This window comes from Micromonospora sp. NPDC047644 (genome assembly GCF_040704315.1).
Taxonomy (GTDB): domain Bacteria; phylum Actinomycetota; class Actinomycetes; order Mycobacteriales; family Micromonosporaceae; genus Micromonospora.
In genome coordinates, this window is sequence record NZ_JBEYSY010000007.1 from 111,153 (window position 1) to 136,982 (window position 25,830).

General features: G+C 72.9%; 25 protein-coding genes. 13 read left to right on the plus strand and 12 right to left on the minus strand.

All coding sequences use genetic code 11. The features are described 5' to 3' along the window. Positions 1-63 precede the first annotated feature (63 nt). The 5 genes from AB0877_RS13330 to AB0877_RS13350 form a co-directional block, all read right to left on the minus strand. Positions 64-1,470, minus strand: a complete 1,407-nt coding sequence (locus AB0877_RS13330) for an NAD(P)-binding domain-containing protein (RefSeq protein WP_366608817.1) — start codon at positions 1,468-1,470, stop codon at positions 64-66. Positions 1,471-1,587: 117 nt separating this feature from the next. Then, positions 1,588-2,280 carry an endonuclease/exonuclease/phosphatase family protein gene (locus tag AB0877_RS13335; protein ID WP_366608818.1) on the minus strand — a complete coding sequence of 231 codons (693 nt, stop codon included), beginning with the start codon at positions 2,278-2,280 and terminating at the stop codon, positions 1,588-1,590. Positions 2,281-2,292: 12 nt separating this feature from the next. Further along, a complete protein-coding gene (locus AB0877_RS13340) occupies positions 2,293-3,240 on the minus strand; it encodes an ROK family glucokinase (RefSeq protein ID WP_366608819.1) in 948 nt (315 codons plus the stop codon). Between the two features lie 76 nt (positions 3,241-3,316). Further along, positions 3,317-4,021, minus strand: coding sequence for a hypothetical protein (locus tag AB0877_RS13345; RefSeq protein ID WP_366608820.1), 705 nt, complete (start codon positions 4,019-4,021; stop codon positions 3,317-3,319). A gap of 31 nt (positions 4,022-4,052) precedes the next feature. Beyond that, on the minus strand, positions 4,053-4,508 hold the full coding sequence (locus AB0877_RS13350) for an SRPBCC family protein (RefSeq protein ID WP_366608821.1): 456 nt from the start codon (positions 4,506-4,508) through the stop codon (positions 4,053-4,055). A 118-nt stretch (positions 4,509-4,626) separates the two neighbouring features. Between AB0877_RS13350 and AB0877_RS13355 the strand changes: the two genes are divergently transcribed. The 7 genes from AB0877_RS13355 to AB0877_RS13385 all read left to right on the plus strand — a co-directional run bounded on the left by AB0877_RS13355 (position 4,627) and on the right by AB0877_RS13385 (position 13,304). Next, positions 4,627-6,441: a long-chain fatty acid--CoA ligase gene (locus tag AB0877_RS13355; protein ID WP_366608822.1), complete on the plus strand. Its 1,815-nt coding sequence runs from the start codon at positions 4,627-4,629 to the stop codon at positions 6,439-6,441. A gap of 14 nt (positions 6,442-6,455) precedes the next feature. Further along, positions 6,456-8,147, plus strand: a complete 1,692-nt coding sequence (locus tag AB0877_RS13360; RefSeq protein WP_357229566.1) for a GAF domain-containing sensor histidine kinase — start codon at positions 6,456-6,458, stop codon at positions 8,145-8,147. A 7-nt stretch (positions 8,148-8,154) separates the two neighbouring features. Next, complete coding sequence (locus AB0877_RS13365) at positions 8,155-8,823, plus strand: response regulator transcription factor (protein WP_030337723.1); 669 nt, start codon at positions 8,155-8,157, stop codon at positions 8,821-8,823. 189 nt (positions 8,824-9,012) lie between these two features. Then, positions 9,013-9,822, plus strand: coding sequence for an SAM-dependent methyltransferase (locus tag AB0877_RS13370; protein WP_366609035.1), 810 nt, complete (start codon positions 9,013-9,015; stop codon positions 9,820-9,822). 79 nt (positions 9,823-9,901) lie between these two features. Further along, positions 9,902-11,560 (plus strand): bifunctional diguanylate cyclase/phosphodiesterase, encoded by a 1,659-nt coding sequence (locus AB0877_RS13375; protein WP_366609036.1) that lies wholly within the window; start codon positions 9,902-9,904, stop codon positions 11,558-11,560. Positions 11,561-12,036: 476 nt separating this feature from the next. After that, positions 12,037-12,621 (plus strand): TetR/AcrR family transcriptional regulator, encoded by a 585-nt coding sequence (locus tag AB0877_RS13380; RefSeq protein WP_366608823.1) that lies wholly within the window; start codon positions 12,037-12,039, stop codon positions 12,619-12,621. A 20-nt stretch (positions 12,622-12,641) separates the two neighbouring features. Next, positions 12,642-13,304 carry a lysophospholipid acyltransferase family protein gene (locus AB0877_RS13385; RefSeq protein WP_366608824.1) on the plus strand — a complete coding sequence of 221 codons (663 nt, stop codon included), beginning with the start codon at positions 12,642-12,644 and terminating at the stop codon, positions 13,302-13,304. A gap of 13 nt (positions 13,305-13,317) precedes the next feature. Here the strand turns inward: AB0877_RS13385 and AB0877_RS13390 are convergent, their stop codons facing one another. From AB0877_RS13390 to AB0877_RS13405, 4 genes are all read right to left on the minus strand, one after another. Continuing rightward, the gene (locus tag AB0877_RS13390) at positions 13,318-14,442 is read right to left on the minus strand and encodes a glycosyltransferase family 4 protein (protein WP_366608825.1); all 1,125 of its coding nucleotides are present in this window, start codon (positions 14,440-14,442) and stop codon (positions 13,318-13,320) included. After that, positions 14,439-15,698, minus strand: a complete 1,260-nt coding sequence (locus AB0877_RS13395) for a M48 family metalloprotease (RefSeq protein ID WP_366608826.1) — start codon at positions 15,696-15,698, stop codon at positions 14,439-14,441. The genes AB0877_RS13390 and AB0877_RS13395 overlap by 4 nt, the downstream gene beginning before the upstream one ends. After that, positions 15,695-15,844, minus strand: coding sequence for a hypothetical protein (locus tag AB0877_RS13400; RefSeq protein WP_366608827.1), 150 nt, complete (start codon positions 15,842-15,844; stop codon positions 15,695-15,697). Before AB0877_RS13400 ends, AB0877_RS13395 begins: the two co-directional genes overlap by 4 nt. Before the next feature lie 73 nt (positions 15,845-15,917). After that, positions 15,918-16,136 (minus strand): hypothetical protein, encoded by a 219-nt coding sequence (locus AB0877_RS13405; protein WP_366608828.1) that lies wholly within the window; start codon positions 16,134-16,136, stop codon positions 15,918-15,920. Between the two features lie 227 nt (positions 16,137-16,363). Between AB0877_RS13405 and AB0877_RS13410 the strand changes: the two genes are divergently transcribed. Continuing rightward, positions 16,364-16,897 carry a hypothetical protein gene (locus tag AB0877_RS13410; protein ID WP_366608829.1) on the plus strand — a complete coding sequence of 178 codons (534 nt, stop codon included), beginning with the start codon at positions 16,364-16,366 and terminating at the stop codon, positions 16,895-16,897. Positions 16,898-16,950: 53 nt separating this feature from the next. Here AB0877_RS13410 and AB0877_RS13415 read toward each other — a convergent pair whose 3' ends face one another. Continuing rightward, the gene (locus AB0877_RS13415) at positions 16,951-17,670 is read right to left on the minus strand and encodes a DinB family protein (RefSeq protein WP_366608830.1); all 720 of its coding nucleotides are present in this window, start codon (positions 17,668-17,670) and stop codon (positions 16,951-16,953) included. A gap of 95 nt (positions 17,671-17,765) precedes the next feature. Then, positions 17,766-19,217 carry an NYN domain-containing protein gene (locus AB0877_RS13420; protein WP_366608831.1) on the minus strand — a complete coding sequence of 484 codons (1,452 nt, stop codon included), beginning with the start codon at positions 19,215-19,217 and terminating at the stop codon, positions 17,766-17,768. A gap of 127 nt (positions 19,218-19,344) precedes the next feature. Between AB0877_RS13420 and AB0877_RS13425 the strand changes: the two genes are divergently transcribed. The 5 genes from AB0877_RS13425 (at position 19,345) to AB0877_RS13445 (ending at position 24,908) form a co-directional block, all read left to right on the plus strand. Then, positions 19,345-21,099, plus strand: a complete 1,755-nt coding sequence (locus AB0877_RS13425) for a DEDD exonuclease domain-containing protein (RefSeq protein ID WP_366608832.1) — start codon at positions 19,345-19,347, stop codon at positions 21,097-21,099. 126 nt (positions 21,100-21,225) lie between these two features. Then, positions 21,226-23,019, plus strand: coding sequence for an HD domain-containing protein (locus AB0877_RS13430; protein WP_366608833.1), 1,794 nt, complete (start codon positions 21,226-21,228; stop codon positions 23,017-23,019). Positions 23,020-23,072: 53 nt separating this feature from the next. After that, positions 23,073-23,615 (plus strand): NUDIX domain-containing protein, encoded by a 543-nt coding sequence (locus tag AB0877_RS13435; RefSeq protein WP_366608834.1) that lies wholly within the window; start codon positions 23,073-23,075, stop codon positions 23,613-23,615. Then, complete coding sequence (locus AB0877_RS13440; RefSeq protein ID WP_366608835.1) at positions 23,612-24,481, plus strand: sugar phosphate nucleotidyltransferase; 870 nt, start codon at positions 23,612-23,614, stop codon at positions 24,479-24,481. Before AB0877_RS13435 ends, AB0877_RS13440 begins: the two co-directional genes overlap by 4 nt. A 139-nt stretch (positions 24,482-24,620) precedes the next feature. Further along, complete coding sequence (locus AB0877_RS13445) at positions 24,621-24,908, plus strand: Lrp/AsnC ligand binding domain-containing protein (RefSeq protein WP_074313163.1); 288 nt, start codon at positions 24,621-24,623, stop codon at positions 24,906-24,908. 105 nt (positions 24,909-25,013) lie between these two features. On the opposite strand, the gene AB0877_RS13450 is transcribed toward AB0877_RS13445, so the two are convergent. Continuing rightward, positions 25,014-25,706, minus strand: coding sequence for a DUF4142 domain-containing protein (locus AB0877_RS13450; RefSeq protein WP_366608836.1), 693 nt, complete (start codon positions 25,704-25,706; stop codon positions 25,014-25,016). Positions 25,707-25,830: the final 124 nt, after the last annotated feature.

Below are 25,830 nucleotides of genomic sequence, written 5' to 3' on the forward strand. Positions count from 1 at the left end.
CTCGCGCTCACCGGGCCAGCCTTTCGTTCGCGACTGCGGGGCTCGCAAGCTCACTCCTCGCGCTCACTTGCCCTCCAGCTCGATAAGGGCGCGTTGGATGGCGCGCAGGTAGTCGGCGTGCCCGACCTCGAACCAGTGCCGGCTGCTGTCCTTGACCGGCCCGGAGTACCGCTCCCCCGCCCGCTCCCGCACCCGGGCCGCGAACGCCGTGGCCCGTTCCGGCCGGTCCCGGCGGGCCTGTAGCAGCCGGGCGAAGAGCACCGTCTGCCAGTGCGACAGGGTGAACAACCCGGAGTCCGGTTGCAGCAGACCGGCGACGGCCAGGGTCGGGTGCCCCGGCGTGAACGCGTTGAGCCACAGCGTGGGCCGGCCCGCGCCCGCGCTGTCACCGAACACCGACGCGTCGAGGAACTCGAAGCGCGGCAGGTAACCGGTGGCGAAGACGACCACCTCGGGGTCGATCTCGCGGCCGTCGGTCAACTCCACCGCGTACGGGTGGAACCGGGCGACGTCCGGCACCGGGCCGATCCCGCCGTGGCCCACGTAGTACACGAGCTGACTGTTCGCGATCGGGTGCGTCTCGTACACCCGGTGGTCGGGCTTGGGCAGGCCGAAGCGGGTCAGGTCGCCGACGGTCAGCCGCAGCGTCCAGTGGTAGAGCCACTGCCGCACCCGCAGCGGCACCCGCAGCGCCAGCAGGCTGTCGTTCACCTGGTCGGCGGGGCGGCCGAGGACGTACTTCGGCGCGTACCAGTAGCCCCGGCGGGTGGAGTGCCAGCAGCGCGACGCCTGCTGGGCGGCCTCGACGGCGATGTCGCAGCCGGTGTTGCCGGCCCCGACCACCAGCACCCGCTTACCGCGCAGCTGCGCCGGGTCCTTGTAGGACGAGGCGTGCATGATCTCGCCGCGGAACTCCTCCAGGCCCTCGTAGCGGGGCAGCTTCGGCGACCAGTTGTGGCCGTTGGCGATCACCACGGCGGCGTACCGGGCGGTGCGCTCGGGGCCGTACCCACCGGTGGAGCGGGTGGTCACGTCCCACCGGTCCCCCTCGACGGGCTCGACCCGGATCACCTCGGTGCCGAACCAGATGTGCGAGCGCAGGTCGAAGTGGTCGGCGTACCGCTCGAAGTAGGACAGCAGCTGACTGTGGTGCGGGTAGTCCGGCCAGGAGTCCGGCATCGGGAAGTCGGGGAACTGGGTGAACGGCTTCGACGAGATCAGGTGGGTGCTGGCGTACACGGGGCTGCGGTCGTGCCGCCAGTTCCAGGCGCCGCCGACGCCCGTCTCCCGCTCGTAGCAGTCCACGCCGAACCCGTGCTCACGCAGGTTCTTGATGGCGGTCAGCCCGCTGGCCCCGGCCCCGATGACGCAGACCGTGTCGCCCCGGTCGGAGACCGGGCGCCCGTCGCTGTTCGCCGTGGGCGAGGTCGCCTCCGGGTCGGGCCGGCCGTGGTCGGTGGAGGTGGACACCGGGGACATCTCCTTTTGGTACGGCAGGCGTGCCGGTCGCCGCGAAATCCTCTCCACAACCGGGCCGGATGTCCAGTCCTGAGCCGGAGGCGCCGACGGTCGAGCCGGGGTCGGGGGTCAGCCGTCGGCGGGCAGCAGCAGGTCGACCAGGACCGGGAAGTGGTCGCTGGCCCGGCGGGTCTGCGGGGTGTCCACCACGTCGTAGTCGACCACTGTGATCCTCGGGTCGACGAAGAGCGCGTCGATGCGTCGGCGCGGGTCGGCGCAGGAGTAGGTGAGCCGCTCGGCCCGGTCGGCCGCCACCGCCGCGTCGGTCAACCCGCGCGACACGGTGGCCCAGGCCGGCCCGTCCGGACCCTCGTTGAGGTCGGCTCCGGCCAGCACCGGGCTGGTCGCCGCGTCCAGACCACGCTTGAACTCGGCGGCCTGGGAGGGCCGCTCCGCCGGGTCGGTGGACAGGTGCGAGCCGGCGAGGGTGAACCGGGCGTCACCGACGCGGCAGTCGGCGTACGCGGCGCCGCGCAGGTGCCGGCCCGGGGTCAGCGGGAAGCGCTGGCAGCGGGTGCCCAGCACCTGGACCCGCAGGCTGGTCAGGAGCAGGTTGCCCAGCGCGGGCAACCCACCGGCGGCCACCACCAGGCCGAACGACTCGGCCAACGTGGCGGACTTCTGCCGCCACCGGAACCGGCGCGGCCCCTCCTGCACGATCACCACGTCCGGCGTCGCGGCCCGGACCACAGCCGCCAGCGCGGCGGTGTCGTCGCGCTGGCTGTGGACGTTGTACGACACCACGCGCAGCGGCACGCCCATCGGAGACCCGCCTCAGATCCGGCGGGCCAGGTCGGCGGCGCCGATCACCCCGGCGCTGTTGCCCAGCTCCGCCGGGAGCACCTCGGCCACCGGCAGGCGACCGCGCTGGGCGAGCGCGTCGAGGTACGAGCGGCGGGTGGGGCCGAGCAGCAGGTCACCGGCGTCGATCACGCCGCCGCCGACCACCAGGGTCTGCGGGTCGAGGATCTGCGCCATGTCGGCGAGGCTGGTGCCCAGCCACCGGCCGATCTGGGCGAACGCCTCGGCGGAGACCGGGTCGCCGCCCTGCGCCGCGGCGGTCACCATCGGGCCGGTGATCGCCTCGGCCTCACCGCCGGCCAGCTTCAGCAGTGCGGTGGCCCGGTTGGGCTCCTGCCGGGCGCCGGCCCGGGCGAAGCGGACCAGGGCGCTGCCGCTGGCGTACTGCTCGATGCAGCCCAGCCGGCCGCAGCCACACTGGTGCCCGTCCGGCACGGCCAGCATGTGGCCCAGTTCCGCGGCGATGCCGTGCGCGCCGCGCATCAGGTCACCACCGAGGACGATGCCGCCGCCCACACCGGTGCCGATGGTGAACATGATCATCGAGTCGTCGGCGTCGCGGGCCGCGCCGTAGCGGAACTCGGCCCACGCGGCGACGTTCCCGTCGTTCTCCACGATCACGGGCAGCCCGATGGCCTCGCTGACGTACTCGCGCAGCGGTTCGTCACGCCAGGCCAGGTTGGGCGCGAAGAGCACCGTCGACCGGCTGGCGTCGATCCACCCGGCCGCGCCGATGCCGACGGCCTCGATGGTCCGCCCGGCAGCCAGTTCACCGACCAACTCGATGATGACGTCGCGGGTCTTGGCCACGTCATCGGCGGGAGTGTCCCGTCGGGTCTGCACGAGGACCGTGCCGGTGTCGTCCACGACACCGCCGGCCACCTTCGTGCCACCGACGTCGACTCCGATGGTCAGCGTCACCGCTACCGCCCCCCTCTGCTGTGCTGTCCGGCCCGGTCCCGGCCCAGTGCCGGCCCGGGTCGGAAAGGTCCCGCGCTCAGGCGCCGTCGCCCGATGCTTCCGCGTCGGCGTCGTCGGGCACCCGCGAGGCGGGCACCACGGGACGGGTGGTCGGCGCCGGTACGGTCGCCGTCCCGGCCTCGTCGACGGGTGGTACGGCGGCCGGGGCGAGTGGGTCCGCCGTCCGGGTGGCGACCGACCAGACATCCCGCTCCGGCGCCGGCTGAGAATCATGCCCGGTACGGGTGGCATCGCGCCACACGTGCTCGTCGACGGTCGCGGTGGGCGGGGCGCTCAGGGGTGGCTCGGGGAGCACGTCGTCGGTGCTCGCGGCGGGTGCCGGCGAGGACGGGGTGCTCGGCTGGGTAACCGGCTCGGCGGTCCCCGGCGCGGACGGTTCCGCCGGGGAGAACGCACGGAGCAGGCTGGCGACACCCGCGGCGAGGTCACCGGCGCCGGTGGCGAGCCGTTCGGCGAATTCGGGACTCGGGTCGCGCAACGCGGCGATGCCCCGACAGACCGGGCAGACGCAGCATTCGGCCGAACCGGTGGCGAAAGCACCACCCGTCCCGGGGCGGGCGTCCGGACCCGTGCTGTGACCGAGGACACCGGACAGCATCCCGCCCAACGAGCCGAACGCGCCGCCCGCCGAGCCGGCGGAGGCCAGTCGCGCCCCTGCCAGCAGGGTGGCGACCAGCCGCTCCGCCTCTTCCCGGGCCGAACCCGGATCCGTTCCGCCCACCGTCGGCTCCTCTACCGTGCCACCGGACACGTCACTGCGCCGCACCGGTTGCTTCTACCCGGCGCTTGAGCTGCTTCAACGCGGTGTCCATGATCATCTTCTCGGCTTTGCGCCGAAACATCCCGAGCATGCCGACCGACAGGTCGACCTCCAGCGTGTAGGTCACCGTCGTGCCGCCGTCCGCGTTACCCACCAGGTCGTACGAACCACGCTGGGCCTTCTGCATCTTCGAGGGCGCGACCAGGTGCCACTCGATCCGGGACAGGTCCTCCGCGTACTCGTAGGCGAGCACGTACTCGTCGGCCATCACCCCGGCGTCGATGGTGAACCGCACCTGACTGGCGTAGCCGTCCTCGTACTCCTCGACGACCTCGGCGCGACGCACCGCGTCGGTCCACTCCGGGTAGCGCGCGAAGTCGCAGATGACCGCCGTCACCCGATCCGGTGCGGCGCCGATGATGATCGACTGGGTGGAGGAGTCCGCCATGGGGGGAGGCTACCCGCCTCCTGGGTGTCTCACCCCGACCGCCCGCCGGGTAGGTTTCGACACATGCCGACGCCACGGCGGCGGCCGGCCCAACCAGTGCGAGCACGAAGGAGTGCAGGTGCGCGAGTTCTCCGTCCCGCCGATCGTCACCGTTGGCGACGCGGCCAACCTCACCGATCCGGTCTGGGACAACGCCGAAGTCGCGCCCGACACCGTCCAGTTCGCCCGCCCCACTCCGCGCGCCGACGGCACCGTCACCGAATGGACCGAGGTGACCTGCCTTGAGTTCCGCGACGAGGTGGCCGCCGTGGCCCGCGGGCTGATCGCCGCCGGCATCGAGCCCGGTGCCCGGGTCGGGCTGATGAGTCGCACCCGCTACGAGTGGACGCTGCTGGACTACGCCATCTGGGCCGTCGGCGCGGTGACGGTGCCGATCTACGAGACGTCCAGCGCCGAGCAGGCCGCGTGGATCCTCGAAGACTCCAACGCGGTGGCCGTCGTGGTGGAGAGCGAGGCGCACGCCGCCCTGATCGCCGGTGTCCGGCACCGGTTGCCCGAGCTGGGCCAGCTCTGGCAGATCGACAGCGGCGGGGTCGACGAGCTGGTCACCAGCGGTGCCACCGTCGAGCTGGCCGAGGTCGAGCGGCGGCGCAAGGCCGTCCGTGCCGGCGACCTCGCCACGATCATCTACACCAGCGGCACCACCGGCCGGCCGAAGGGCTGCGTGCTCACCCACCGCAACATGTACGCCGACATCGCCAACGCCGTGCCGGTGCTGCCGAACCTCTTCAACGCCGGCGCGAGCACCCTGCTCTTCCTCCCGCTGGCGCACGCCTTCGCCCGACTCATCCAGATCGGCGTCGTGCAGGCGCGAGCCACCATGGCGCACTGTGCCGACACCAAGAACCTGGTCGCCGAGCTACAGGCGTTCCGGCCGACCTTCGTGCTCTCCGTACCCCGGGTCTTCGAGAAGGTCTACAACGCCGCCAAGCAGAAGGCCGAGGCGGACGGCAAGGGCGGCATCTTCGCCCGCGCCGAGCAGGTCGCCATCGCCTACAGCGAGGCGCTGGAGACCCCGGGCGGCCCCGGCCTCGCGCTGCGCGCCCAGCACGTGGTCTTCGATCGGCTGGTCTACCGCAAGCTGCGCGCCGCGCTCGGCGGACGGTGCCGCGACGCGATCTCCGGCGGGGCGCCACTCGGCGCCCGGCTCGGCCACTTCTTCCGGGGCATCGGCGTGACGGTCCTGGAGGGCTACGGCCTCACCGAGACCTCGCCCGCCGCCGCCGCGAACCTGCCCAGCGGCACCCGGATGGGCAGCGTCGGCCGTCCGCTGCCCGGCGTGACAGTGCGCATCGAGGACGACGGCGAGATCCTGATCTCCGGCGACCTGGTCTTCCAGGGTTACTGGCGCAACGAGACCGCGACGAGCGAGACGATCAGCGCCGACGGCTGGTTCCGCACCGGCGACCTGGGCCAGCTCGACTCCGACGGCTACCTGAGCATCACCGGTCGCAAGAAGGAGCTGATCGTCACCGCCGGCGGCAAGAACGTCGCCCCGGCGGTGCTCGAGGACCTGGTCCGGGCACACCCGTTGATCAGCCAGTGTGTCGTGGTCGGTGACGCCAAGCCGTTCATCGCGGCGCTGGTCACCGTCGACGAGGAGGCGCTGCCGACCTGGCTGGAGAACGCCGGGTTGCCCCTCGACACCACCGTCGAGCAACTGCGCGAGCACGAGGGCCTCCGCAAGGAGATCCAGGCCGCGGTCGACACCGCGAACCAGGCCGTGTCGAAGGCCGAGGCGATCAAGGTGTTCCGGGTCCTGCCGCACGACTTCACCGAGGCGACCGGCGAGCTGACCCCGTCGCTCAAGGTCAAGCGCCAGGTTGTCCACAAGACGTACGCGGCGGAGATCGCCGATATCTACCGAGGCTGACTACCATCCGTCACGTGCCCGCATCCACAGCCACCGCCCCGCACCCGCATCCCCTCGCCGCGGCCGCCCGCGTGGTGATGCTGGCGCTGGTCGCCATCCTGACCCTGTTCGCCACCCGCGACGTCACCCAGCTGTGGTGGATCGCGCTGCTGGCGGTGGCCGGGCTGCCGTCGCTGCTGGCACCGCAGCACCGGCTGGTCGGCCCGCTGAGCCGGGTGGCCGAGGTGGTGGTGCTGGGGCTGGCCGCGAGCCACGTCGCCGCGGTGGCGTCCATCGGTGGCACCGTCGACGGCCTGGGCGCCTCGGCGGTGCTGCCCTACCTGGCGGTCCCGGTGACCGTCACCGCGCTGCGCCGCCGCTTCCCGGAGGGCGCCGCGCTGCTCGTGGTCACCGCCGCCACCCTGCTGCTCAGCGGCGCGCTGACCCGGGTCGACGGTGGTCTTCAGCTCGGCCAGCCGGGTTACCTCGCGGTCTGCGCGCAATGGCTGATCCTGGCGGCGTTGGGGCTCTACGCCGCCGGCACGCTGCACCGGGTGATGGCGGTCCGCGGTGAGGGCAAACCCCAGCCGTACGCCGAGGCGACCCGACTGCTGACCCAACTGCGGACGGTGGCCCGGCAACTGCCCGGAGCGACCCTGGACCCCGGCGGCATCTCCGAGCACCTGCTGGAGGAGCTGCGGACGGTGGCCCGCGCGGACCGCGGCGCGGTGTTGTCGGCCAGCGGCGGCGGTCGCCTCGTGGTGCTCGCCCAGGCCGGCGTCGACCGGGTGGACTGGGAGACGACGCTGGACGCGGACTCGGCCATCGCCGACGCCTGGGCCACCCAGCAGGCCACCACGGCCGCCCGGTCGCAGTCCCGCTCGCACCGCGGCGGCGACGTGTCCGCGCTGATCATTCCGCTGGTCGCCGGCGTACGCACGGTGGGGCTCGTGGTGCTGGAGGCCGACGCCACGCAGGCGTACCCACCGCCGGTGGTGTCCCGGGTGACCGCGCTGACCCGCCCGGCCGCGCTGCGGCTGGAGGCGGCGCTGCTCTTCGACGAGGTGCGCTCGCTGGCCACCAACGAGGAGCGGCAGCGGCTGGCCCGGGAGATCCACGACGGGGTGGCCCAGGAACTGGTGATGGTCGGCTACGGCATCGACAACGCCCTGGCCACCGTCTTCGACGACGCCGACGAGACCGCCGAGGCCCTGCGTACGCTGCGCGGCGAGGTCACCCGGGTGATCCAGGAGCTGCGGCTGAGCCTCTTCGAGCTGCGCAGCGAGGTGGACCGGCAGGGTGGGTTGGCCGCGGCGATCGCCGAGTACGCGCGCACCGTGGGCGCGTCCGGCGGGCTGCGGGTGCACCTCTCGCTGGACGAGTCCACCGCCCGGCTGCCGGCCGCCACCGAAGCCGAGTTGCTGCGCATCGCGCAGGAGGCGGTGACCAACGCGCGCAAGCACGCCGGGGCGTCGAATTTGTGGGTCACGTGCGAGATCGACCCCCCGTACGCGCAAATAGAAGTGTCGGATGACGGTCAGGGGATGGCTGACCAGCGCCCGGACGGACGGTACGGTCTTGCGATCATGGCCGAGAGGGCGGAACGTATCCGGGGCCGGTTGGAGATCAGGCCGCGGCAACCCAGCGGCACGACCGTGGCGGTGGTTCTCGGCACCTCGGCCCGGCGCGATAACGTGCGCGGCAGCGCAGCACCAGAAGGGGAGTAACCCGAGGATGACCACAAGTCCGATACCGGCCACCCGTACCAAGGTCCTCCTTGTCGACGATCATGACCTGATTCGCAAGGGTTTGCGGCACGCCTTCGAGCGCGACCGCCAGTTCGAGGTCGTCGGTGAGGCGGCCACGGCGGCGGAGGGAGTACGCCAGGCCGGCGCCTTGCAGCCGGACGTGGTGATCATGGATCTGCGGCTGCCCGACGGCAGCGGCCTGGAGGCCACCCGCGCACTGCGTAAGTCCAGCGCGTCGATGGGCATCGTGGTGCTGACCATGTACGCCGGCGATGACCAGCTCTTCGGCGCCCTGGAGGCCGGCGCGAGCGCCTTCGTGCCGAAGACCGCCCCGGCCGACGAGGTGGTGGCCGCCGCACGGCACGCCGCCTCCTCCCCCAGCGCGTTCACCGCTGCCGACCTGGCCGAGGCGATGAAGCGCCGGCTCGCCCCGTCCGGCCCGCAGTTGTCTCCCCGGGAGGGGCAGGTGCTGCGGCTGCTGGCGGACGGCATGAGCGTGGCGGGCATCGCCAAGCAGCTGTTCGTCAGCGAGTCCACGGCGAAGACGCACATCTCGAAGCTCTACGAGAAGCTCGGCGCGGCCAACCGGGCTCAGGCCCTGATGACCGCGCTGCGGCTGGGCCTGCTCGAGGCACCGGACGCGCCCAAGTTCTGACCTGCCTCCCGCTCGTCGAGCGGGACGACGCGACCGACGGTCCGCGCCAGCTTCTGCCGGCGCGGACCGTCGCGCATCGACCGACGTCGGCGGGTAACCTCCGGCACGCTATGGTCTGGCGTGCGTGGCGGGTGCACAATACCCGCGCGGGCGATGAAGCTCGCGTCGCGGATTCGAGGGGTGAAACGCATGCAGCGGCCGGACTGGGCACCCGACACCATCGACATCGAGCGCCCGAGCGTCGCGCGGATGTACGACTACTACCTCGGCGGCTCGCACAACTTCGCCGCCGACCGGGCCGCGGCGCAGGCGATGGTCGCCGCGGTGCCCGAGGCACCGTTGATGGCCCAGGCCAACCGGGCGTTCCTGCGTCGCGCCGTGCACCACCTCGCCGACGCCGGGATCCGGCAGTTCCTGGACATCGGTTCGGGCATTCCGACGGTCGGCAACGTGCACGAGATCGCCCAGCAGCTCGACCCGCGGTCGCGAGTGGTCTATGTGGACGTCGACCCGGTGGCGGTGGCGCACAGCCGCGAGATCCTCGCCGGCAACGAGCAGGCCGCGGTCGTGCAGGAGGACCTGCGCAACCCGGAGGCGATCCTGGCCCATCCGGATGTCCACAAGCTGCTCGACCTGAGCCAACCGGTGGCCGTGATGATCGTGGCTGTCCTGCACTTCGTCCCCGACGACGACCGGCCGGCGGAGCTGCTGCGGACGCTGCGCGAGGCGTTGGCGCCCGGCAGCTACCTGGTGCTGTCGCAGGCCAGCGACGACGGGCGCAGCGAGGACGAGCGCGCCGAGGCGGAGCGGGTCTACCGGCGCACCGACAACCCGCTGTCGGTGCGCAGCCGCGCCGAGCTGACCGCGCTCTTCGACGGCTTCGAGTTGCTCGACCCCGGCGTGGTCTGGGTGCCCGAGTGGCGACCGGACACCCCGGAGAGCGCGGAGGACGCCGAGCGCGCGGTCTTCATGGGCGGCGTCGGGCGCCTCGGTGACTGAGTCGCCCGGGGCGGCCCCCTACCCGGGGACGTTCGCCCGGGCCTGGGCGAAGGCGGTTTCCGGCACCAGCTACCTACCGATGACCCAGGCCCAGTTGGAGTCCCTGCTGGACCGGCTCACCGGGGAACTGGCCGGGGCGTTGCTCACCGAGCCGTTCGACCTGCGGGCCGGGCACCGGGTCGGCGCCGAGTTGGTCGCCGCGCACATCGCTTCCGCCGAGGGACTGGGTCGTACCGTCGAGGTCATCCAGCTCCGCCTGGTCCGCGACCTGGGCCTGGTGGCCGAGGACGTCGAGGACCGGATGGCCCGGCTGCTGGCGGCCGTGGCAACCGGCTACGCCCGTGCGCTGCGCGACCGGACGCTCGACGAGCAGGAGTCGATCCGCCGCGCCGCCATGCGGGCTCGCACCCAGGCCGAGCGGGCGCTGCGGGCCAGCGAGGCCCGTTTCCGGCATCAGGCCACCCATGACCCGCTGACCGGCCTGCCCAACCGGACGTTGTTCACCGAACGGCTCGCCGCCGCGCTCAACGAACCGGGCCGGGGCGCGCAGCGGGTCGGGGTGTGCTTCCTGGATCTGGACCGCTTCAAGGTGGTCAACGACACGCTGGGGCACCAGATCGGTGACCTGTTGCTGGCCACGGTGGCCGAGCGGCTGCGCAAGGCCATGGGTGAGCACCTGGTGGCCCGGCTCGGCGGCGACGAGTTCGTCATCCTGGTGGAACGCACCGCCGGCACCGACGACATGGTGGCGGTGGCCGAGACCGCGCTCGCCGCGGTAAGCACACCGGCCCTGGTCGACGGGCACGAGTTGCAGATCTCCGCGAGCATCGGCATCGTCGAGCGCCAGGTCGCCGGGGCCAACCCCACGGACCTGATGCGGGCCGCCGGCAGCACCCTGCACTGGGCGAAGTCCGCCGGTGGGGCACGCTGGGCGCTCTACGACGCCGAGCGCAACCAACGTGAACTGGCCCGCTACGCGCTCTCCGCGGCCATCCCGGCGGCGTTGGAGCGGGGCGAGTTCTACCTCGACTACCAGCCGCTGACCTCACTGCGCGACGGCAGCCTGGTCGGCGTGGAGGCGCTGGTCCGCTGGCGGCACCCCGAGTTGGGGGTGCTGCGCCCGGACAGCTTCATCGGGTTGGCCGAGGAGACCGGGCTGATCGTCCAGCTGGGCGGTTGGGTGTTGGCCGAGGCGTGCCGCGAGGCCGAGGCGTGGTCGGCCGGGGGTGCCGCCGCGCCCTTCGTCAGCGTCAACCTGGCGGTACGGCAGGTGCACCGACCCGGGTTGGTGCAGGAGGTCCGGGCGCTGCTGCGGCAGACCGGCCTGCCGCCGGAGCGGCTCCAACTGGAGATCACCGAGAGCACGATGATGAGCACCGCCGAGGAACCGGTCCGCGCCCTGCGGGTCCTCGCCGACCTCGGGGTCCGCATCGCCATCGACGACTTCGGCACCGGCTACAGCAACCTGGCCTACCTGCGGGACCTGCCGGTGACCGAGCTGAAGGTGGCCGGGGAGTTCGTGGCCGGCCTGCGGTCGCCCTCCGTCGGCCGCACCGACGAGCGGATCCTCGCCAGCCTCGTCTCGCTGGCGCACGCGCTGGATCTGACCGTCACCGCCGAGGGGGTGGAGACCGCCGGGCAGGCCGAGCGGCTGCGCGCGATCGGCTGCGACGCCGCCCAGGGCTGGCACTTCGGCCGTCCGGCCCCCGCCGATCGCATCCTGGCCCGCATCCGCTGAACGTCCCCGGCGAGCCCCACCCCCGCCGACCACCGGGGCCGTGCGGCTGGGGGTGTGCCGCGCCAGGACCGCCCTTTGCTCTGCACCCGCCGATGCGCCAAGCGCCCACGCGCCACCCATGCCCAACATCGCCAGGCGCGCACCACGCCCGCCCACGCGCAGGTCACGCACTCCACGACAGGTCATCACCCCCATGCGCAGGTTGCGCGCATCGTGCGGCTGTGCGGAGCGTCCCGGCCGGCAAGATCGCGCAATTTCCTGGTTGTAGTGGTGTCGGTACGTCGATGAGGCCACTACATCCTGGTTCGAGCAGGATCTTGGCGGCCGGCAGTGTCTCGACCCTCGCCCCCGGTACCAGGACACCCCGACGTCACCACACGGGATCTGGGGACCCGGACAGACGGCAGGCGTGCTGCGCCGTCGCCCGAAGGGCACCGGCGGTAGACACCGTCTACGCCGACTGGTAGACAGTGTCTATGGACGCGGACGAGACGGGGCTGCGAGCCCGGTTGGTGGCCGCCGGGGTGGACCTCGTGCTGCGCGAGGGCCAGTCGGCGGTGTCGCTGCGGGAGATCGCCCGGCGCGCCGGGGTCTCGCACGGCGCACCACGCCGCTACTTCCCCACCCACGTCGACCTGCTCTCCGCCATCGCCCGGGAGGGCTTCGCCGACCTCACCGCCCAGGTCGAGCGAACGTTACGCGACGTCGATCCGGACCCCCGTACCCGCTTGACCGCGCTGGCCCGGACGTACCTGGACTTCGCGGCGGCCCACCGCGGCATGTTCGAGCTGATGTTCCGCCACGACCTGCTGGACAGCGGCCGCCTTCGGCTGCGCGAGACGAGCCTGCCGCTCTTCGCCATGCTGGCCGACCTGGTGGCGCAGGCACGCCGGGCCACCGACGCGCCCGCGGCGGTGCTGGCCGGCGCGCTCTGGGCGAACCTGCACGGCATCGCCCAACTCTGGGCCTGGGGCAGCCTGCCGCTGGCCACCGGCGCCACCAACGACGATGCCCTGCTGCACGCCGCGTTGGACGCGCACCTCGGCCCGACGCCCGTCTGAAAAACCGACCCGGAGGACACGTGCCCCTGCTGTACGACGTCACCAAGCTGACCGTCGGCACCGCGCTGCGGTTCGGCTGGCAGCCCCGGGTGGAAGGGCTGGAGCACCTGCCCCGACACGGCGGCGCGATCCTCGCCGGCAACCACCTGTCCGTCGCCGACGAGTTGTTCCTCGTCACCTCGACGCCCCGACACGTCACCTTCTGGGCCAAGGTCGAATACTTCAACGGCCGAGGTCCGGCTGGGTGGCTCAACCGGCGGATCGTCGCCGGCATGGGCGCCATCCCGGTCGACCGCGCCGACGGCCGGGCCGCCCTGCGCGCCCTCGACGCCGCCGTCCCGGTGCTCCGCTCCGGTGGCCTGGTCGCCGTCTATCCCGAGGGCACCCGATCCCCGGACGGGCGGCTCTACCGGGGCCGGGTCGGGATGACCCGGCTGGCCCGCGACGCCGGGGTGCCGATCATCCCGGTCGGCGTGCTCGGCACCGCCGAGGTGCTGCCGGTCGACGCGCGGCTACCCCGTCGCCACCCGATCACCCTTCGGTTCGGCCCGCCGATCCCGGTCGCCGAGCGGATCAACGGGCCGCGGGACATCCGGACGGTCACCGACGAGGTGATGGCGGCGATCCAGCAGCTCACCGGCCAGGAGTACGTGCCGCACTACGCGCCCGCCCGGGAGAGCTGAACGCGGCCGGCGATCAGCCGGCGAGCAGTGCCGCCATGCGGTCCGCCTGCGCCTCCCAGCGCCACTCCCGTTCCACCCAGGCCCGGCCGGCCGCGCCCAGCTGACGGGCCAGGTCCCGGTCGGCGAGCAGCCGGGCGACCCGATCGGCGAGCTGGGCGATGTCCCGACCGCCCACGACGTAGCCGGTCTCCCCCTCCCGGACCGCATCCGGCGCTCCCCCGGAGTCACCGGCCACCACCGGCAGGCCGGTCGCGGATGCCTCCAGGTAGACGATGCCCAGCCCTTCGACGTCGAGGCCACGGTTGCGGGTGCGGCACGGCATCGCGTAGACGTCACCGGCCGCGTAGTGCGCCGGCAACTCGACCGACGGCACCGTGCCGGTGAACACCACGTCCCGTTCCACGCCGCTCTGGCGGGCCAGCTTCTCCAGGGTCGCCCGGTACGGCCCGCCACCGACGATCAGCAGCGCCGCGTCGGGCACCCGGCGGCGGATCTCCGGCAGGGCCCGGATCAGGGTGTCCTGACCCTTGCGCGGCACCAGCCGGGACACACAGACGACCACCGGCCGGTCGGTCAGGCCGAGCCGGGCCCGGACCTGTTCACCGTCCACGCTCGGGTGGTAGGTGTCCACGTCGACCCCGGGCGCGAGGCGGCGCAGCTCGGTCACCCCGTCCAGCACCCGGGCCAACCGGCTGCGGGTGTACTCGCCGAGATAGGTGGTCACGTCCACACCCCGACCGATGCGCCGTAGCGCTGGCCGGGCGGCCGGCACGGCCGCCCAACCGACCTCGTGGCCATGGGTCTGCGCCACCACCCGACGGATGCCGGCCCGCCGCCGCAGCCCGGCCGCGAGCAGACCCAACGGGGCCGCCGCGCCGAACCACACCGTGTCGCAGTCGTACGCGCGAGCCAACCGGGCCGCCCTGCGGGCGATCAACGGGGTGGGCAACAACACCCGGGTGCGTTCCCGGATCACCTCGTACGGCTGGTCGGCGTCGAACTTCGCCGCCCCGCGCCAGTTCGACGCGTAGACGACCACCGAGCCGGCCGGTTGACGGACCGCGAGGTGGTGCACGAACGACTGGATCCCACCCGGGCGGGGCGGAAAGTCATTGGTGATCAGCAGGGTGCGGTTCATCGGCCGGCCTCCCGGGCGTACGCGCGGGCGGCGGCCATCCGCTCCACTGTGGACGGGTGTGAGGCCGAGTAGAGGTATTCCCAGCGGGGCGGGTCGGGGTCGCCGAGGTTGACCGAGCCGAGCCGGCGCTGCATCGACTCGAAGGACTCCGGGTCGTTGGTGAGCGCGAGCGCGTGCGCGTCGGCCCGCGCCTCCACCCGTCGGGACATCAGCGCCTGCACCGGCGCGGCAACCAGCCCGGCCACCGTGACCAGGGCGACCAGCAGCGGGAACGCGCGCGGTTGGGCCACCGAGTCGACACCGGCCAGCCGCAGCAGCGGCCCCCACGAGCCGAGCAGGTAGAGCGCCACCACGGCCGCCGCGGCTCCCAGCGCCCCGGTCAGCGTGCCGGTCGCCACGTCGGACTCCTTCGCGTGCCCCAACTCGTGCGCCACGACGGCGGTCACCTCGGCCGGGGTCGCCTCGCGCAGCAGCGTGTCGTAGACGACCACCCGTCGGGTCGGCCCGAGACCGGAGACGTACGCGTTGACCGCCCTGGTGCGCCGGGAGGCATCGGCGACCAGCACGTCACGCACCGGCACCCCGTCGCGGGCGGCCATGCTCATCAACTCGGTGCGCAACGGGCCCTGCTCCATCGGGGTGAACCGGTTGAACACCGGCTCCACCAGCACCGGCAGCACGAACGACAGCAGCACCACGAGCACGGCGGCGCCGGCCGCACCGAACGCCCACCACCACCGGGGCGCGAGCCGGATGACCGCGTAGAAGCCGAACAACGCCACCGCGCCGATCACCGCGCTGACGGCGTACGACTTGAGCAGGTCGACGGCCCAGCCGCTCCAACCGTTGGTGCTCAGCCCGTAGCGGGTGAGCACGCTCTGGCGCCAGGCGGCGAACGGGAGCGTCACCAGGTCGGCGACGAGCACCACCGCCAGCCCGCCGAGCACAGCCTGCGCCGCCCAGTGCCCACCGAAGGGCCGGCCGACCAGCTCGACCAGGCGACTGCCCAGCGGGGTCAACCCGAGCGCGAGGGCGATCAGCAGCCCAACGGCGAGCGCGGTGTAGCCACCGGGACGCAGCGCGGCCCGGAACTCCCGCCCCTTGGCCACCTGCTCGGCCGGCAGGTCGCCCAGCGCGGCGAGCTGGTCGGCCCGGGGTGCCGGCGGGCGGTGCCACGGGATGAGCAGCGCGGCCAGCACGACCAGTGCGAGGGCCAGCCCGGCCAGGGTCAGCAGCGCCCAACCGCGCGGGGTCACCGCGTCACCGCCCGGCGGGCCGGATCGCCGCCGCCGAAAGCAGCACCACCGGACGCAGCACCACCGGAAGCGGCACCACCGGACGCAACACCACCGGACGCAACGCCGCCGACCAGCCCGCCGTGGTCCCGCCGTACCTCGCTCATCGCGCCGCTCCTCCCGCCGTGACCGCTCATCCTATGGCCCGCGAGAAGCCTGCTTCCGGGCGCGGTGGAACGCTCAGGCGACCCGGCGGGTGGGATGGCGGGGAGCGGCCTCCGGGCGCGCGGGGGCGGCCAGCACCTCCACGTCGAAGCCGGCCCGGGCGAGCACCTCGATGGCCTCGACCTCGGCGGCGACCAACCCGGCCGCCGGGGACGTCTCGTCGAACAGGGCGGTCAGCGGGCAGCCGGAACAGCCGTCGGCCCGCTTCGCGCACCCGTCGCAGTCGATGAGCATCACGCCTCCTGATCGGCTCGCGGCGCACGGGCGACTCCTGCTGTCGTCGACCGGGCACCGTCGGTGACATCGACACTAACCACCGGGTACGACAGCAACCCGATCCGACCGCCTGTTTCAGGGCTAGATCCACTCCAGATCAGCGATATCGGGGTATCCCACCCGACCGGGAGCCTCGACCAACGACACCGACGACCTCGTGCCGGCCGAGCCACGGAGAGAATCGTTTGACCGACCGACCACTCGGGCACTGGGCGAGCGTGGCCGATCTCGATGCGTCGTCAGTCGTGGAATTCCGGCACTCCCCGCGCCGGGTTCGCGTCGCCATGGTTCTCGCCGTGCTGGCCGGCGCGGCTCTCCTCACCTTCTACACCCTGGTGTTCGACGAGGCGTGGTGGAAGGTGCTGCTGCGCTTCGGCATGATCGGTGCCGTCGTCGGGCTGACCACCAACTGGCAGCTTCGCCATCAGCCTCGCCTGCCGCTGCGGTTGACCGACGAAACGCTGCACCTGAGCGGACCGAAGGGGACCACACTCAGCATCGACTGGGTCAACGTGGCCAGCGCCCAGGTGCGGGGACGCCTGGATCCGCGACTGGTGGTCGTCACCCGCGACCCGCAGCAGACTCGCCCGCCCCTGCGAGCCGGGCAGTGGTCGACCCCCGGACGTGGCCCCTACGAGCTGGTCGTCCGGCTCACCTGGATGGAGCCGGGCACCGACGCCCTGCGTCGCGAGCTGACCCGGCGACTACCGGCCACCTGAGCTGGCTGCGGTTCAAGCGCCGGGCCGGCCGAGCAGCCGTCGGGGACGGGGGGTCAGCGCTGCACGTCGAGGTCACGCAGGGCGAAACGCAGGTGCTGCCACTCCTCGTTGAGGATCACGTGGAGGCAGTGCCGGACGGACACGACCTTCTCGGGCCACCACACGCTCGGCCGAGACTCGGCCAGCAGATCCGGCGTGAGGGTCGTGAGGAAATCGCGCACCATCGCCTGCCGCTCGGCCCGCGCCCGCAGGACCGCCTCGAAGGTCGGCTGCTCCGTGGCGAAGACCGACATGTCGAAGCCGTCGGTCTCGTACTCCACATGGGACTGACCGAGCGGGTGGAACGGCTGCGGCAGGCGCAGGATCGCCTTGCCCAGCCAGGCGTCGGCGGCGAACACGAGGTGACGCAGCGTCTGCGCGAACGACCACTCGCCGTGGATCGAGACGTCGACCGCGCCCACGGGCATGGCGAGGACCCGGTCGACCGCCGCCGCCCAGGCCCGCTCGGCCGCCGCCCATCCCGCCCTGAGACCGGCGGGTTCGCTGGCCCGCCTCAGATCGCGGCCGGGAAACCGCCGGTCCAGCTCAGCCTCGACGAGCGGCACCACGTCGACTCCGTTGACCAGCAGCGCGGTCTCGGCCAACCACGGCGCGTCGATGTCCAGGCCACTCACGTCGACGCCGCGCATCACCGCGCCGGCGAGCGTCGACCTGTCGAAACGCGCACCCCGCAGATCCTCGTCGACGAAGACCTTGACCTCGTTCCGAGCCATCACGACTCCCGTCCCTCGGCGGTCGCGGCGATGCTAGCGCCCGGGTGCGACAGCCGAGGCGGTCACGCGGCGGTACGGCAGCGGGACGTGTCCCCTCAGGAGCGGGCGAGCCGCCGCAGCAGCGAGTCCGCGCCCAGCGGGTACGCGCCGTGCCGGCGTACCCCGTCGGCGACCTCGCGATCCGACGAGACGACGACCACCGGCCGGCCCGCCGGCTCGGCGCGGACCAGTCGCCGGATCAGCTCGTCGGCGGTCTCACCCTTGCGGGAGAAGAGCACCCGGACGCCGCGCGGCGCGGGCGGCAGCCCGTGCATCCGTTCGGCGCCGTCGAAGACCACCGTGACCTCGTCGCCGGTCTGTGCGGCGATCCCGCCCAACCCGGTGATCAGGCGTTTGCGCTGCTGTTCCAGGGACATCTCGCCGAAGCCTCGCTTGGTGACGTTGTAGCCGTCCACCACGAGGTGCGCCCGGGGCAGGGCGAGCAACTGGTCGAGCCGGGCCGGGTCGTCGGTGTCGCGCGCGCGGGCGGCGGGGCCGGCCGGCGCGGTGCCCGGCTGCTCGGCGAACGCGTCGGCGACGAAGTCGGCCGGGAGTTTGTCCACCGGGTCGAGCGCCAGCTCCCGGCGCAGCCCGACGGCGGCCTGGCCGATGGTCTCCAGGAGCAGCCAGAGCCGGGCGTCGTCGACCGAGCGCGCCTCCTTGGCGCTGGCGCGGGCCACCCCGGCGGCGGCCTCGGCCTCGGCCAGCCGGGACCGGGCGCGGCGGAGTTCGGCGTCCACGTCGGCGCTGGCGCGGGCCGCCCGGCCGCGCTCGGTGGCCAACAGCTCGGTGGCCTTGCGCTCGCGGGCCTGGGTCTCGCGCAGGGTGCGGGCCACCTGTCGGGACTCCTCGCGGAGCTGACCCAGCTCCTCGCGGACGCGGGCCAACTCGTCGCGGAGCTTCTCGGCCTCGACCCGGGCGACCGCGCGGTCGTGCTCGGCCCGGGTGGCCCGCTGCTCGGCCTCGCGGACCAGCTCGGCGACGACGGCGCTGTCCGCCTCGGCGCGCACGGCCGCGCCGCTGGCGTCGATCAGCTCCCGCCAACCACGGGGCCGGGCCAGGTAGGCCAGCGCGGCCACCTCGACCGGGTCGGCGGCGGCCGGAGCGGTGCCGTCGACCACCGCCGCACCGAGGTCACCGGCGTCGGCCAGGACCCGCGCGGTGACCCGCTGCCGGAACAGCGGGTCGGCGGTGAGCTGGGCGGCGATGACGGGTGCGCCGAGCCGGGCGCGTCGGTTGGGGGCGAACTTGGCCACCCGGCGCAGCGGCACCGGGACCTCGTCGGTGGGGAGGGTGGGGAGCACCGCGGCGGTCAGCGTCACGATCCGCTGCCGGACCGGCTCGGGCAGTGTCGGCTCCGGCTCGGCGGCGGGGCCGTCGCCCGTTGTCGGGTCCGATGCGTCCGATGTGTCGCTGACTACGTTGTCGTCCGGGTTGCCCACAGCACCGTCGAGCGCGACCTGGTCCTCCTGCGGGAGGTGGTCGTCGTACGGCTCGGTGAGGGGCATGTGGCAAGTCTCCCACCGCGACCGGGCCCACCGCCCGGTGAGTGAGCCGATCTCTCATCCTAGCCCCATGGTGACGGATGGGACGGCTGCGACGGGAGTGTCGGACCGGGGCGCTAGCGTGCCGCCGATGGCACAGGCGGAGTACGTCCAGGAGTCACTGGCCGGTCTCGACCCGGCGGTGGGCGGGGTGGACCCGGCGCTGCCGCTCTACGCGACGACCTTCGTGGTGGTCGACCTGGAGACCACCGGCGGCGCGCCGGACGGCGGCGGCATCACCGAGATCGGCGCGGTCAAGGTGCGCGGTGGCGAACAGCTGGGGGTGCTGGCGACCCTGGTCAACCCGGGCCAGCCGATTCCGCCCTTCATCACGGTGCTGACCGGCATCACCCAGGCCATGCTGGTGCCGGCGCCACCGATCGAGCAGGTGCTGCCGAGCTTCCTGGAGTTCATCGACGACGCGGTGCTGGTGGCCCACAACGCGCCGTACGACGTGGGCTTCCTGAAAGCCGCCTGTGCCAGACACGGCTACCGGTGGCCCAACCCCCGGGTCCTGGACACGGCGGCGCTCGCCCGCCGGGTGCTGACCCGCGACGAGGTGCCCAACCGCAAGCTGGGCACCCTGGCCGCCTACTTCCGCACCGCCACCCAGCCCACCCACCGGGCGTTGGACGACGCGAAGGCCACCGTCGACGTGCTGCACGGGCTGATCGGCCGGCTCGGCGGGCACCGGGTGGACACGGTCGGCGACGCCATCGAGTTCGCCCGCGCGGTCACCCCGACCCAGCGCCGCAAGCGGCACCTGGCCGAGGGGTTGCCCAAGGTCCCGGGGGTCTACATCTTCCGGGCCGCCGACGACCGGCCGCTCTACGTGGGCACCTCGGTCGACATCGCCACCCGGGTGCGCAGCTACTTCACCGCCGGCGAGAAACGCGCCCGGATCTCCGAGATGCTGGGCGCGGCCGAACGCGTCGAGGCGGTGGAGTGCGCCCACTCGTTGGAGGCGGAGGTCCGTGAGCTGCGCCTGATCGCCGCGCACGCCCCGCCGTACAACCGCCGGTCCAAATACCCGGAACGGATGGTCTGGCTCAAGCTGACCGACGGTCCGTACCCTCGGTTGTCGATCGTCCGTGACCTCTCCCCCACCGACACCGCGTACCTCGGGCCGTTCACCTCCCGGCGGGCCGCCGAGCTGGCCGCCGCCGGTTTCCACGACGCGGTGCCACTGCGCCAGTGCACGCACCGGCTCTCGCTGCGCACCGTCACGCCGGCCTGCGCGCTGGCCGAGCTGGGTCGCTGCCCGGCACCCTGCGAACACAAAATCACCCCCGAGGAGTACGACGACAGCGCCGCCGCGCCCTTCCGCACCGCGACGGCCAGCGACCCTCAGCCGGTGGTGGACGCGCTGCTCGCGCGGATCGACGTGCTCTCGGCCGACCAGCGCTACGAGGAGGCCGCCGTGGTGCGGTCCCGGCTGGCCGCCGTGCTGCGGGCCACGGTGCGGATGCAGCGGCTGGCCGCGCTCACCGGGATCGTCGAACTGGCCGCGGCCCGGCCCGCCGCCCGGGGCGGCTGGGAGTTGGCGTTGGTCCGGCACGGCCGACTGGCCGGTGCGGGGGTGTCCCCGCCGGGCGTGCACCCTCGTCCCACGTTGACCACGATCCGGGCCACCGCCGAGACGGTGTCCGGCGGGCACGGTCCGGTGCCGGCGGCGACCGCCGAGGAGTCCGAGCGCATCCTGTCCTGGTTGGAGCGACCGGAGACCCGACTCGTCGAGATGTCCTCCGGTTGGTCCTCTCCGGCGAGTGGCGCGGCCCGGTTCCGTGACCTGCTGGCGAAGGCCGAGGGCGGCGCGTCCCACCAACTCTCGACCGAACGCTCATGACCAACTGACCGATCGGACTACGTCGACTCGCTTAGGCTGTTAGAGAAGTGCAGTCCTGCCCGATTCGTGGGCCTGCTCCCCCGCCGGGATCCGGCGGTGTGGGGCCGGGGTGAGGAGGTGTCCCTCGTGGACGTCGACGCCGGACACGGCGCCGCCCTGGGGGGCGCCCTGCCGACACAGCCGGGTGAGCTGCCGCTCGCCCGCCGGCTGCGGTCGCTGCTCAGTTGGCCGACCACCGACTCGGACCCGGTCACCCAACTGGTCCGCACCCACCGGGGCATCCATGCCGGCACCGACCCCGCGGTGCTGCGCCGTGCCTACACGATCGCGGAGAACATGCACCGCGGGCAGTTCCGCAAGAGCGGGGAACCGTACATCACCCACCCCCTCGCGGTGGCGCAGATCTGCGCCGAGCTGGGAATGGACACCACCACCCTGGTCGCGGCGCTGCTGCACGACACCGTGGAGGACACCCGCTACACCCTCCAGGCGCTCTCCGAGGACTTCGGCGGTGAGGTGGCCCACCTGGTCGACGGGGTGACCAAGTTCGACAAGGCGTTCTACGGCAAGGCCGCCGAGGCGGAGACGGTCCGCAAGATGATCGTCGCGGCCGCCAAGGACGTCCGGGTGCTGATCATCAAGCTGGCCGACCGGCTGCACAACATGCGCACGCTCGGGGTGCGCTCCGCGTCGTCGCGGGAACGGATCGCCCGCAAGACCCAGGAGGTGCTGGTCCCGCTCTGTGACCGGCTGGGCATCCAGACCCTCAAACGCGAGCTGGACGACGTGGTGCTGCTGCACCTCGAGCCCGACGAGCACGCCCGGCTGGCCCGGCACGTGCACGATCGGCCGGGTTGGGAGACGTATCTCGACTCGGTGGTCACCCGGGCCCGGGTGGCGCTGCGCCGCAGCCGGGTCGACGCCGAGGTGACCCCCCGCCCCCGGCACCTCTACTCGATCTGGAAGGACACCATCGCCGGCGGCCACACCGCCCCGTACGACCTGCCCCGCATCGTGGTGGTGGTCGACGGCCCGGCCACCGACTGTTACGCCGCGCTGGGCGCGATCCACGGCACCTGGCGACCGGTGCCCGGCCGTTTCAAGGACTTCATCGCCTCGCCGAAGAACAACCTCTACCGCTCGCTGCACACCAGCGTCTGCGGCCCACAGGACCGCACCGTGGAGGTGCTGATCCGCACCGAGGAGATGCACCGCTCGGCCGAGTACGGCATCGCCGCCGACTTCCGTTTCCCCAGTTCCGGCAGCGGCACCGCCGCGGCCCGTGCCGACCAGCTGGACTGGCTGCGCCGGGTGCTCGACTGGGAGCCGGACGCCGCCGACCCGGCACAGTTCTACGAGTCGCTGCGCTGCGACCTGGCCGAGGGGCAGATCCAGGTCTTCGCCGACGGGCGGCAGGTCGTGCTGCCGGCCGGTGCCACGCCTGTCGACCTCGCGTACGAGCTGGGCAACGACCGGGGCGACCACTGCCTCGCCGCCCGCATCAACGGTCGGCTGGCCCCGCTCAGTTCGGAGCTGGACGAGGGCGACGTGGTGGAGATCTTCACCGAGAACGACGGCGACAACGGCTTCGAGGCCGGTGTGGCGCCGCGCGGCCCCCGGCGGGAGTGGCTGACCTTCGTCAAGTCGCCGCACGCGCAGATGCAGATCAACAGGTGGTTCGCCGAGCACACCGAGCCGGGCATCACGATCAGCGACAAGGTGCGCCTCGGTCGGGCCACCATCGGGCTCGCCCTGCGCCAGCACAACCGGGGCCTCGCCAGTGACCTGCCGTTACTGCGCCTCTCCGAGGAGTTGGGCTACCCCGACCTGGAAACCCTGTTGGTCGCGGTCTTCGACCGGGTCATCGAACCGGACACCGTGGTCCGCCAGCTCATCGACCTGGTCGACCATCGACAGTGACCCGGCCGGCCCCAGCGCGTACGAAGGACATTCGTGACCACTAGCCTGGAGTCATGATCCCCCGCTCCCGCGCCTCCGCTCGGGCCCTCTTCTACCAGGCCTTCTACCGGATGCCGCTGCCGGTGCGTCGGCGCCTGGTCCGGTTGGCGGTGCCCAAGTACATCGTCGGCGCGGTGACCCTGGTCCGGGACTCCGAGGCGACGGGCGCGGGTCGGTTGCTCATGCTGCGCCAGCCTCCCGGCAAGGGCTGGTCACTCCCCGCCGGCCTGCTCAACCGGGGTGAGGCCCCGGTGGTGGGCGCGGCCCGTGAGCTGTTCGAGGAGTCCGGCGTCCGGCTTCCGCCGTCCCGGCTGCGCCCGGCGGTGCCGAACGCGATCGTGCACGCCAAGGGCTGGGTGGACGTGGTCTTCGAGACCGAGGTGCCGGCATCCAGCACCGGGCTGGCCGTCGACGGCGGGGAGGTCATCGAGGCCGCCTGGCAGCCCCTGGACGACCTGCCCAAGCTGACCTGGCCGACGGCCCGGCTGCTCGCCTACTACGACATCGGGCCGCTGGCCGGGCAGTTCCCGCCGCCGGTGCCCGACGAGACCCCGTGACCGGCGCGGTCGGTGTTCCGGCCGAGCTGTGCGCGGTGGTGCTGGCCGCCGGCGAGGGCACGCGTCTGCGCCCGCTCACCGAACGGCTGCCCAAGGCGCTCTGCCCGGTGGGCAACGTGCCCCTGCTGGATCGGGCGTTGGCGCGGCTGGCCGGCCTGGGTTTGACCGGTCCCGACCGGGTCGCGGTGAACGCCTGCTACCTCGGCGAGCAGGTGGTGGCGCACGTCGGCGACCGCGCCCACCTGTCGGTGGAGCCGGGTGAACCGCTGGGCACCGCCGGCGGGGTGGCCAACCTGCGGGACTGGATCGACGGGCGGCCGGTGCTGGTCGGCAACGCCGACGCGTACCTCGCCGACCCGTCTGCTCCCCCGGGCCCGGACGTGGCCGCCCTGCTCGACGGCTGGGACGGGCACACCGTACGCCTGCTCGGCCAGCCCGCCGCGGATCCGGCCGCGCCGGGCACCTTCGCCGGGCACTGCTTCACCGGCTTCTCGCTGCTGCCCTGGCGGCTGGTCCGGGACCTGCCGGTCGTCTTCTCGGACCTGGTTCGCGCCGTGTGGCGTCCGGCCGAGGCCGCGGGCGCGCTGACCGTGGTGCCCTACCCGGGCACCTTCTTCGACACCGGCACCCCGGCCGACTATCTGGCGGCCAACCTGCACGCCGCGGCCGGCGGTGTTCTCGTCGAGGAGTCCGCGACGGTGACCGGCCACTGCGTGGAGTCGGTCGTCGGCGCAGCGGCGCGGGTGGACGGTGACGTGTCCCGCACCGTGGTGTGGCCGGGCGCGACCGTGCGGGCCGGCGAGCGGCTGCGGAACGCGATCCGGGCCGGCAGCGACCTGACCGTGCCCTGCCCCGCCCAGGGCTGAGCAGAGAAGGCACCCGCCTCCGGTTCCGGACCGGAACGTGCTCCCGCCTCCGGTTCCGGACCGGAACGTGCTCCCGCCTCCGGTCCCGGACCGGAACATCTAGCATGGGCGACGACGCCGACGAACGGAGAAATGCCCCGTGATCACCGCGATCGTGCTGATCGACTGCGCCACCGATGCGATCCCCGAGGTGGCGGAGAATCTGGCCAACCTTCCCGGTGTCAGCGAGGTCTACTCGGTGGCCGGGCACGTCGACCTCATCGCCATCGTCCGGGTCCGCGAGTTCGACCAGATCGCCCAGGTCATCGCGGGCAGCATCTCCAAGGTTCCGGGAGTGCTCAACACCGAGTCCCACATCGCCTTCCGGGCGTACTCCCAGCACGACCTGGAGGAGGCGTTCGCGATCGGTCTGGCCAGCGCCGACTGATCCGCTCGCCGTTTCGCGGCCGGTGCCGGCCGCACGGCGGCGCGTGGCGCGCAGAGGGCGGCCGGCCCACCGTGAGGGTGGGCCGGCCGTCTGCTCTCGGCTACGTCAGCTCTCGCTGGGAGCCGGTACCTCGGTGCTGCCACCGCCCGGAGCCGGCGACTCGGTGCCGGTGCCACCCGGAGCCGGCGACTCGGTGACAGTGCCACCCGGAGCCGGCGACTCGGTGCCGGTGCCGCCCGGGCTGGGCGTGCCGCTGGCGCTGGTCTGCGGGACCGGGATGCCGAGCTTGTTGGCGAGCGCCACCAACTCGTCGTAGTGCGTCTGCAGCGTCGGAAGCGCCGTCTGCGCCAACTGGACCACCGACGGCTCGGAGCCCTGCGAGATCTCCGTCTGGGTGGCCTGGATGGCCTGGACGTGGCCGGCCAGCTCACTGGTCACCCAGAGCCGGTCGAACTCCGCGCCGCTGGCGTTGTTCAGCTTGTCGATGATCGCCTGCTGATCGGCGCTGGGCTCGTTCGGCAGTTCCACCCCGAGCTGCGACGCGGTCTGCTGCACCGTCTGGTCCAGCTGGGTGTGGTCGGTCTTCAGCATCGCGCCCAGGTCCTTGACCCCCTGGTCCTGACCCTTCTGCTGAGCCAGGTCACCAGCGGTGATCTCGAACAGGTTGACCTGGTGTACCGCCTGCAGGTACTGGGTGTCCTGCGTCGACGGCTGTGCCGCGGCCTGCGCGGCCGCGGCCGGCGCGACGCCGACAAGTACCAGCGCGGCCAACAGGCCGAGGCGTTTGATACCCAACATGCTTCCCCCCCTTGAGACGTTGGACCGCACGCATACCCGGCTCACCGGGGTTATTCCTGCGATCGCCCGTCGCGCGGCGTCGACCGGTCCCGTCAGGGCCGTCCGACTCCTGGCCGGATGGGTC

What these genes read in the sequence shown, in the direction of transcription:
- AB0877_RS13335 (WP_366608818.1), bottom strand. Translation starts at nt 2,280, where the DNA reads ATGGGCGTGCCGCTGCGCGTGGTGTCGTACAACGTCCACAGCCAGCGC.
- AB0877_RS13350 (WP_366608821.1), bottom strand. Translation starts at nt 4,508, where the DNA reads ATGGCGGACTCCTCCACCCAGTCGATCATCATCGGCGCCGCACCGGAT.
- AB0877_RS13365 (WP_030337723.1), top strand. Translation starts at nt 8,155, where the DNA reads ATGACCACAAGTCCGATACCGGCCACCCGTACCAAGGTCCTCCTTGTC.
- AB0877_RS13370 (WP_366609035.1), top strand. Translation starts at nt 9,013, where the DNA reads ATGCAGCGGCCGGACTGGGCACCCGACACCATCGACATCGAGCGCCCG.
- AB0877_RS13375 (WP_366609036.1), top strand. Translation starts at nt 9,902, where the DNA reads ATGACCCAGGCCCAGTTGGAGTCCCTGCTGGACCGGCTCACCGGGGAA.
- AB0877_RS13380 (WP_366608823.1), top strand. Translation starts at nt 12,037, where the DNA reads ATGGACGCGGACGAGACGGGGCTGCGAGCCCGGTTGGTGGCCGCCGGG.
- AB0877_RS13390 (WP_366608825.1), bottom strand. Translation starts at nt 14,442, where the DNA reads ATGAACCGCACCCTGCTGATCACCAATGACTTTCCGCCCCGCCCGGGT.
- AB0877_RS13400 (WP_366608827.1), bottom strand. Translation starts at nt 15,844, where the DNA reads ATGAGCGAGGTACGGCGGGACCACGGCGGGCTGGTCGGCGGCGTTGCG.
- AB0877_RS13405 (WP_366608828.1), bottom strand. Translation starts at nt 16,136, where the DNA reads ATGCTCATCGACTGCGACGGGTGCGCGAAGCGGGCCGACGGCTGTTCC.
- AB0877_RS13415 (WP_366608830.1), bottom strand. Translation starts at nt 17,670, where the DNA reads ATGGCTCGGAACGAGGTCAAGGTCTTCGTCGACGAGGATCTGCGGGGT.
- AB0877_RS13420 (WP_366608831.1), bottom strand. Translation starts at nt 19,217, where the DNA reads ATGCCCCTCACCGAGCCGTACGACGACCACCTCCCGCAGGAGGACCAG.
- AB0877_RS13425 (WP_366608832.1), top strand. Translation starts at nt 19,345, where the DNA reads ATGGCACAGGCGGAGTACGTCCAGGAGTCACTGGCCGGTCTCGACCCG.
- AB0877_RS13435 (WP_366608834.1), top strand. Translation starts at nt 23,073, where the DNA reads ATGATCCCCCGCTCCCGCGCCTCCGCTCGGGCCCTCTTCTACCAGGCC.
- AB0877_RS13450 (WP_366608836.1), bottom strand. Translation starts at nt 25,706, where the DNA reads ATGTTGGGTATCAAACGCCTCGGCCTGTTGGCCGCGCTGGTACTTGTC.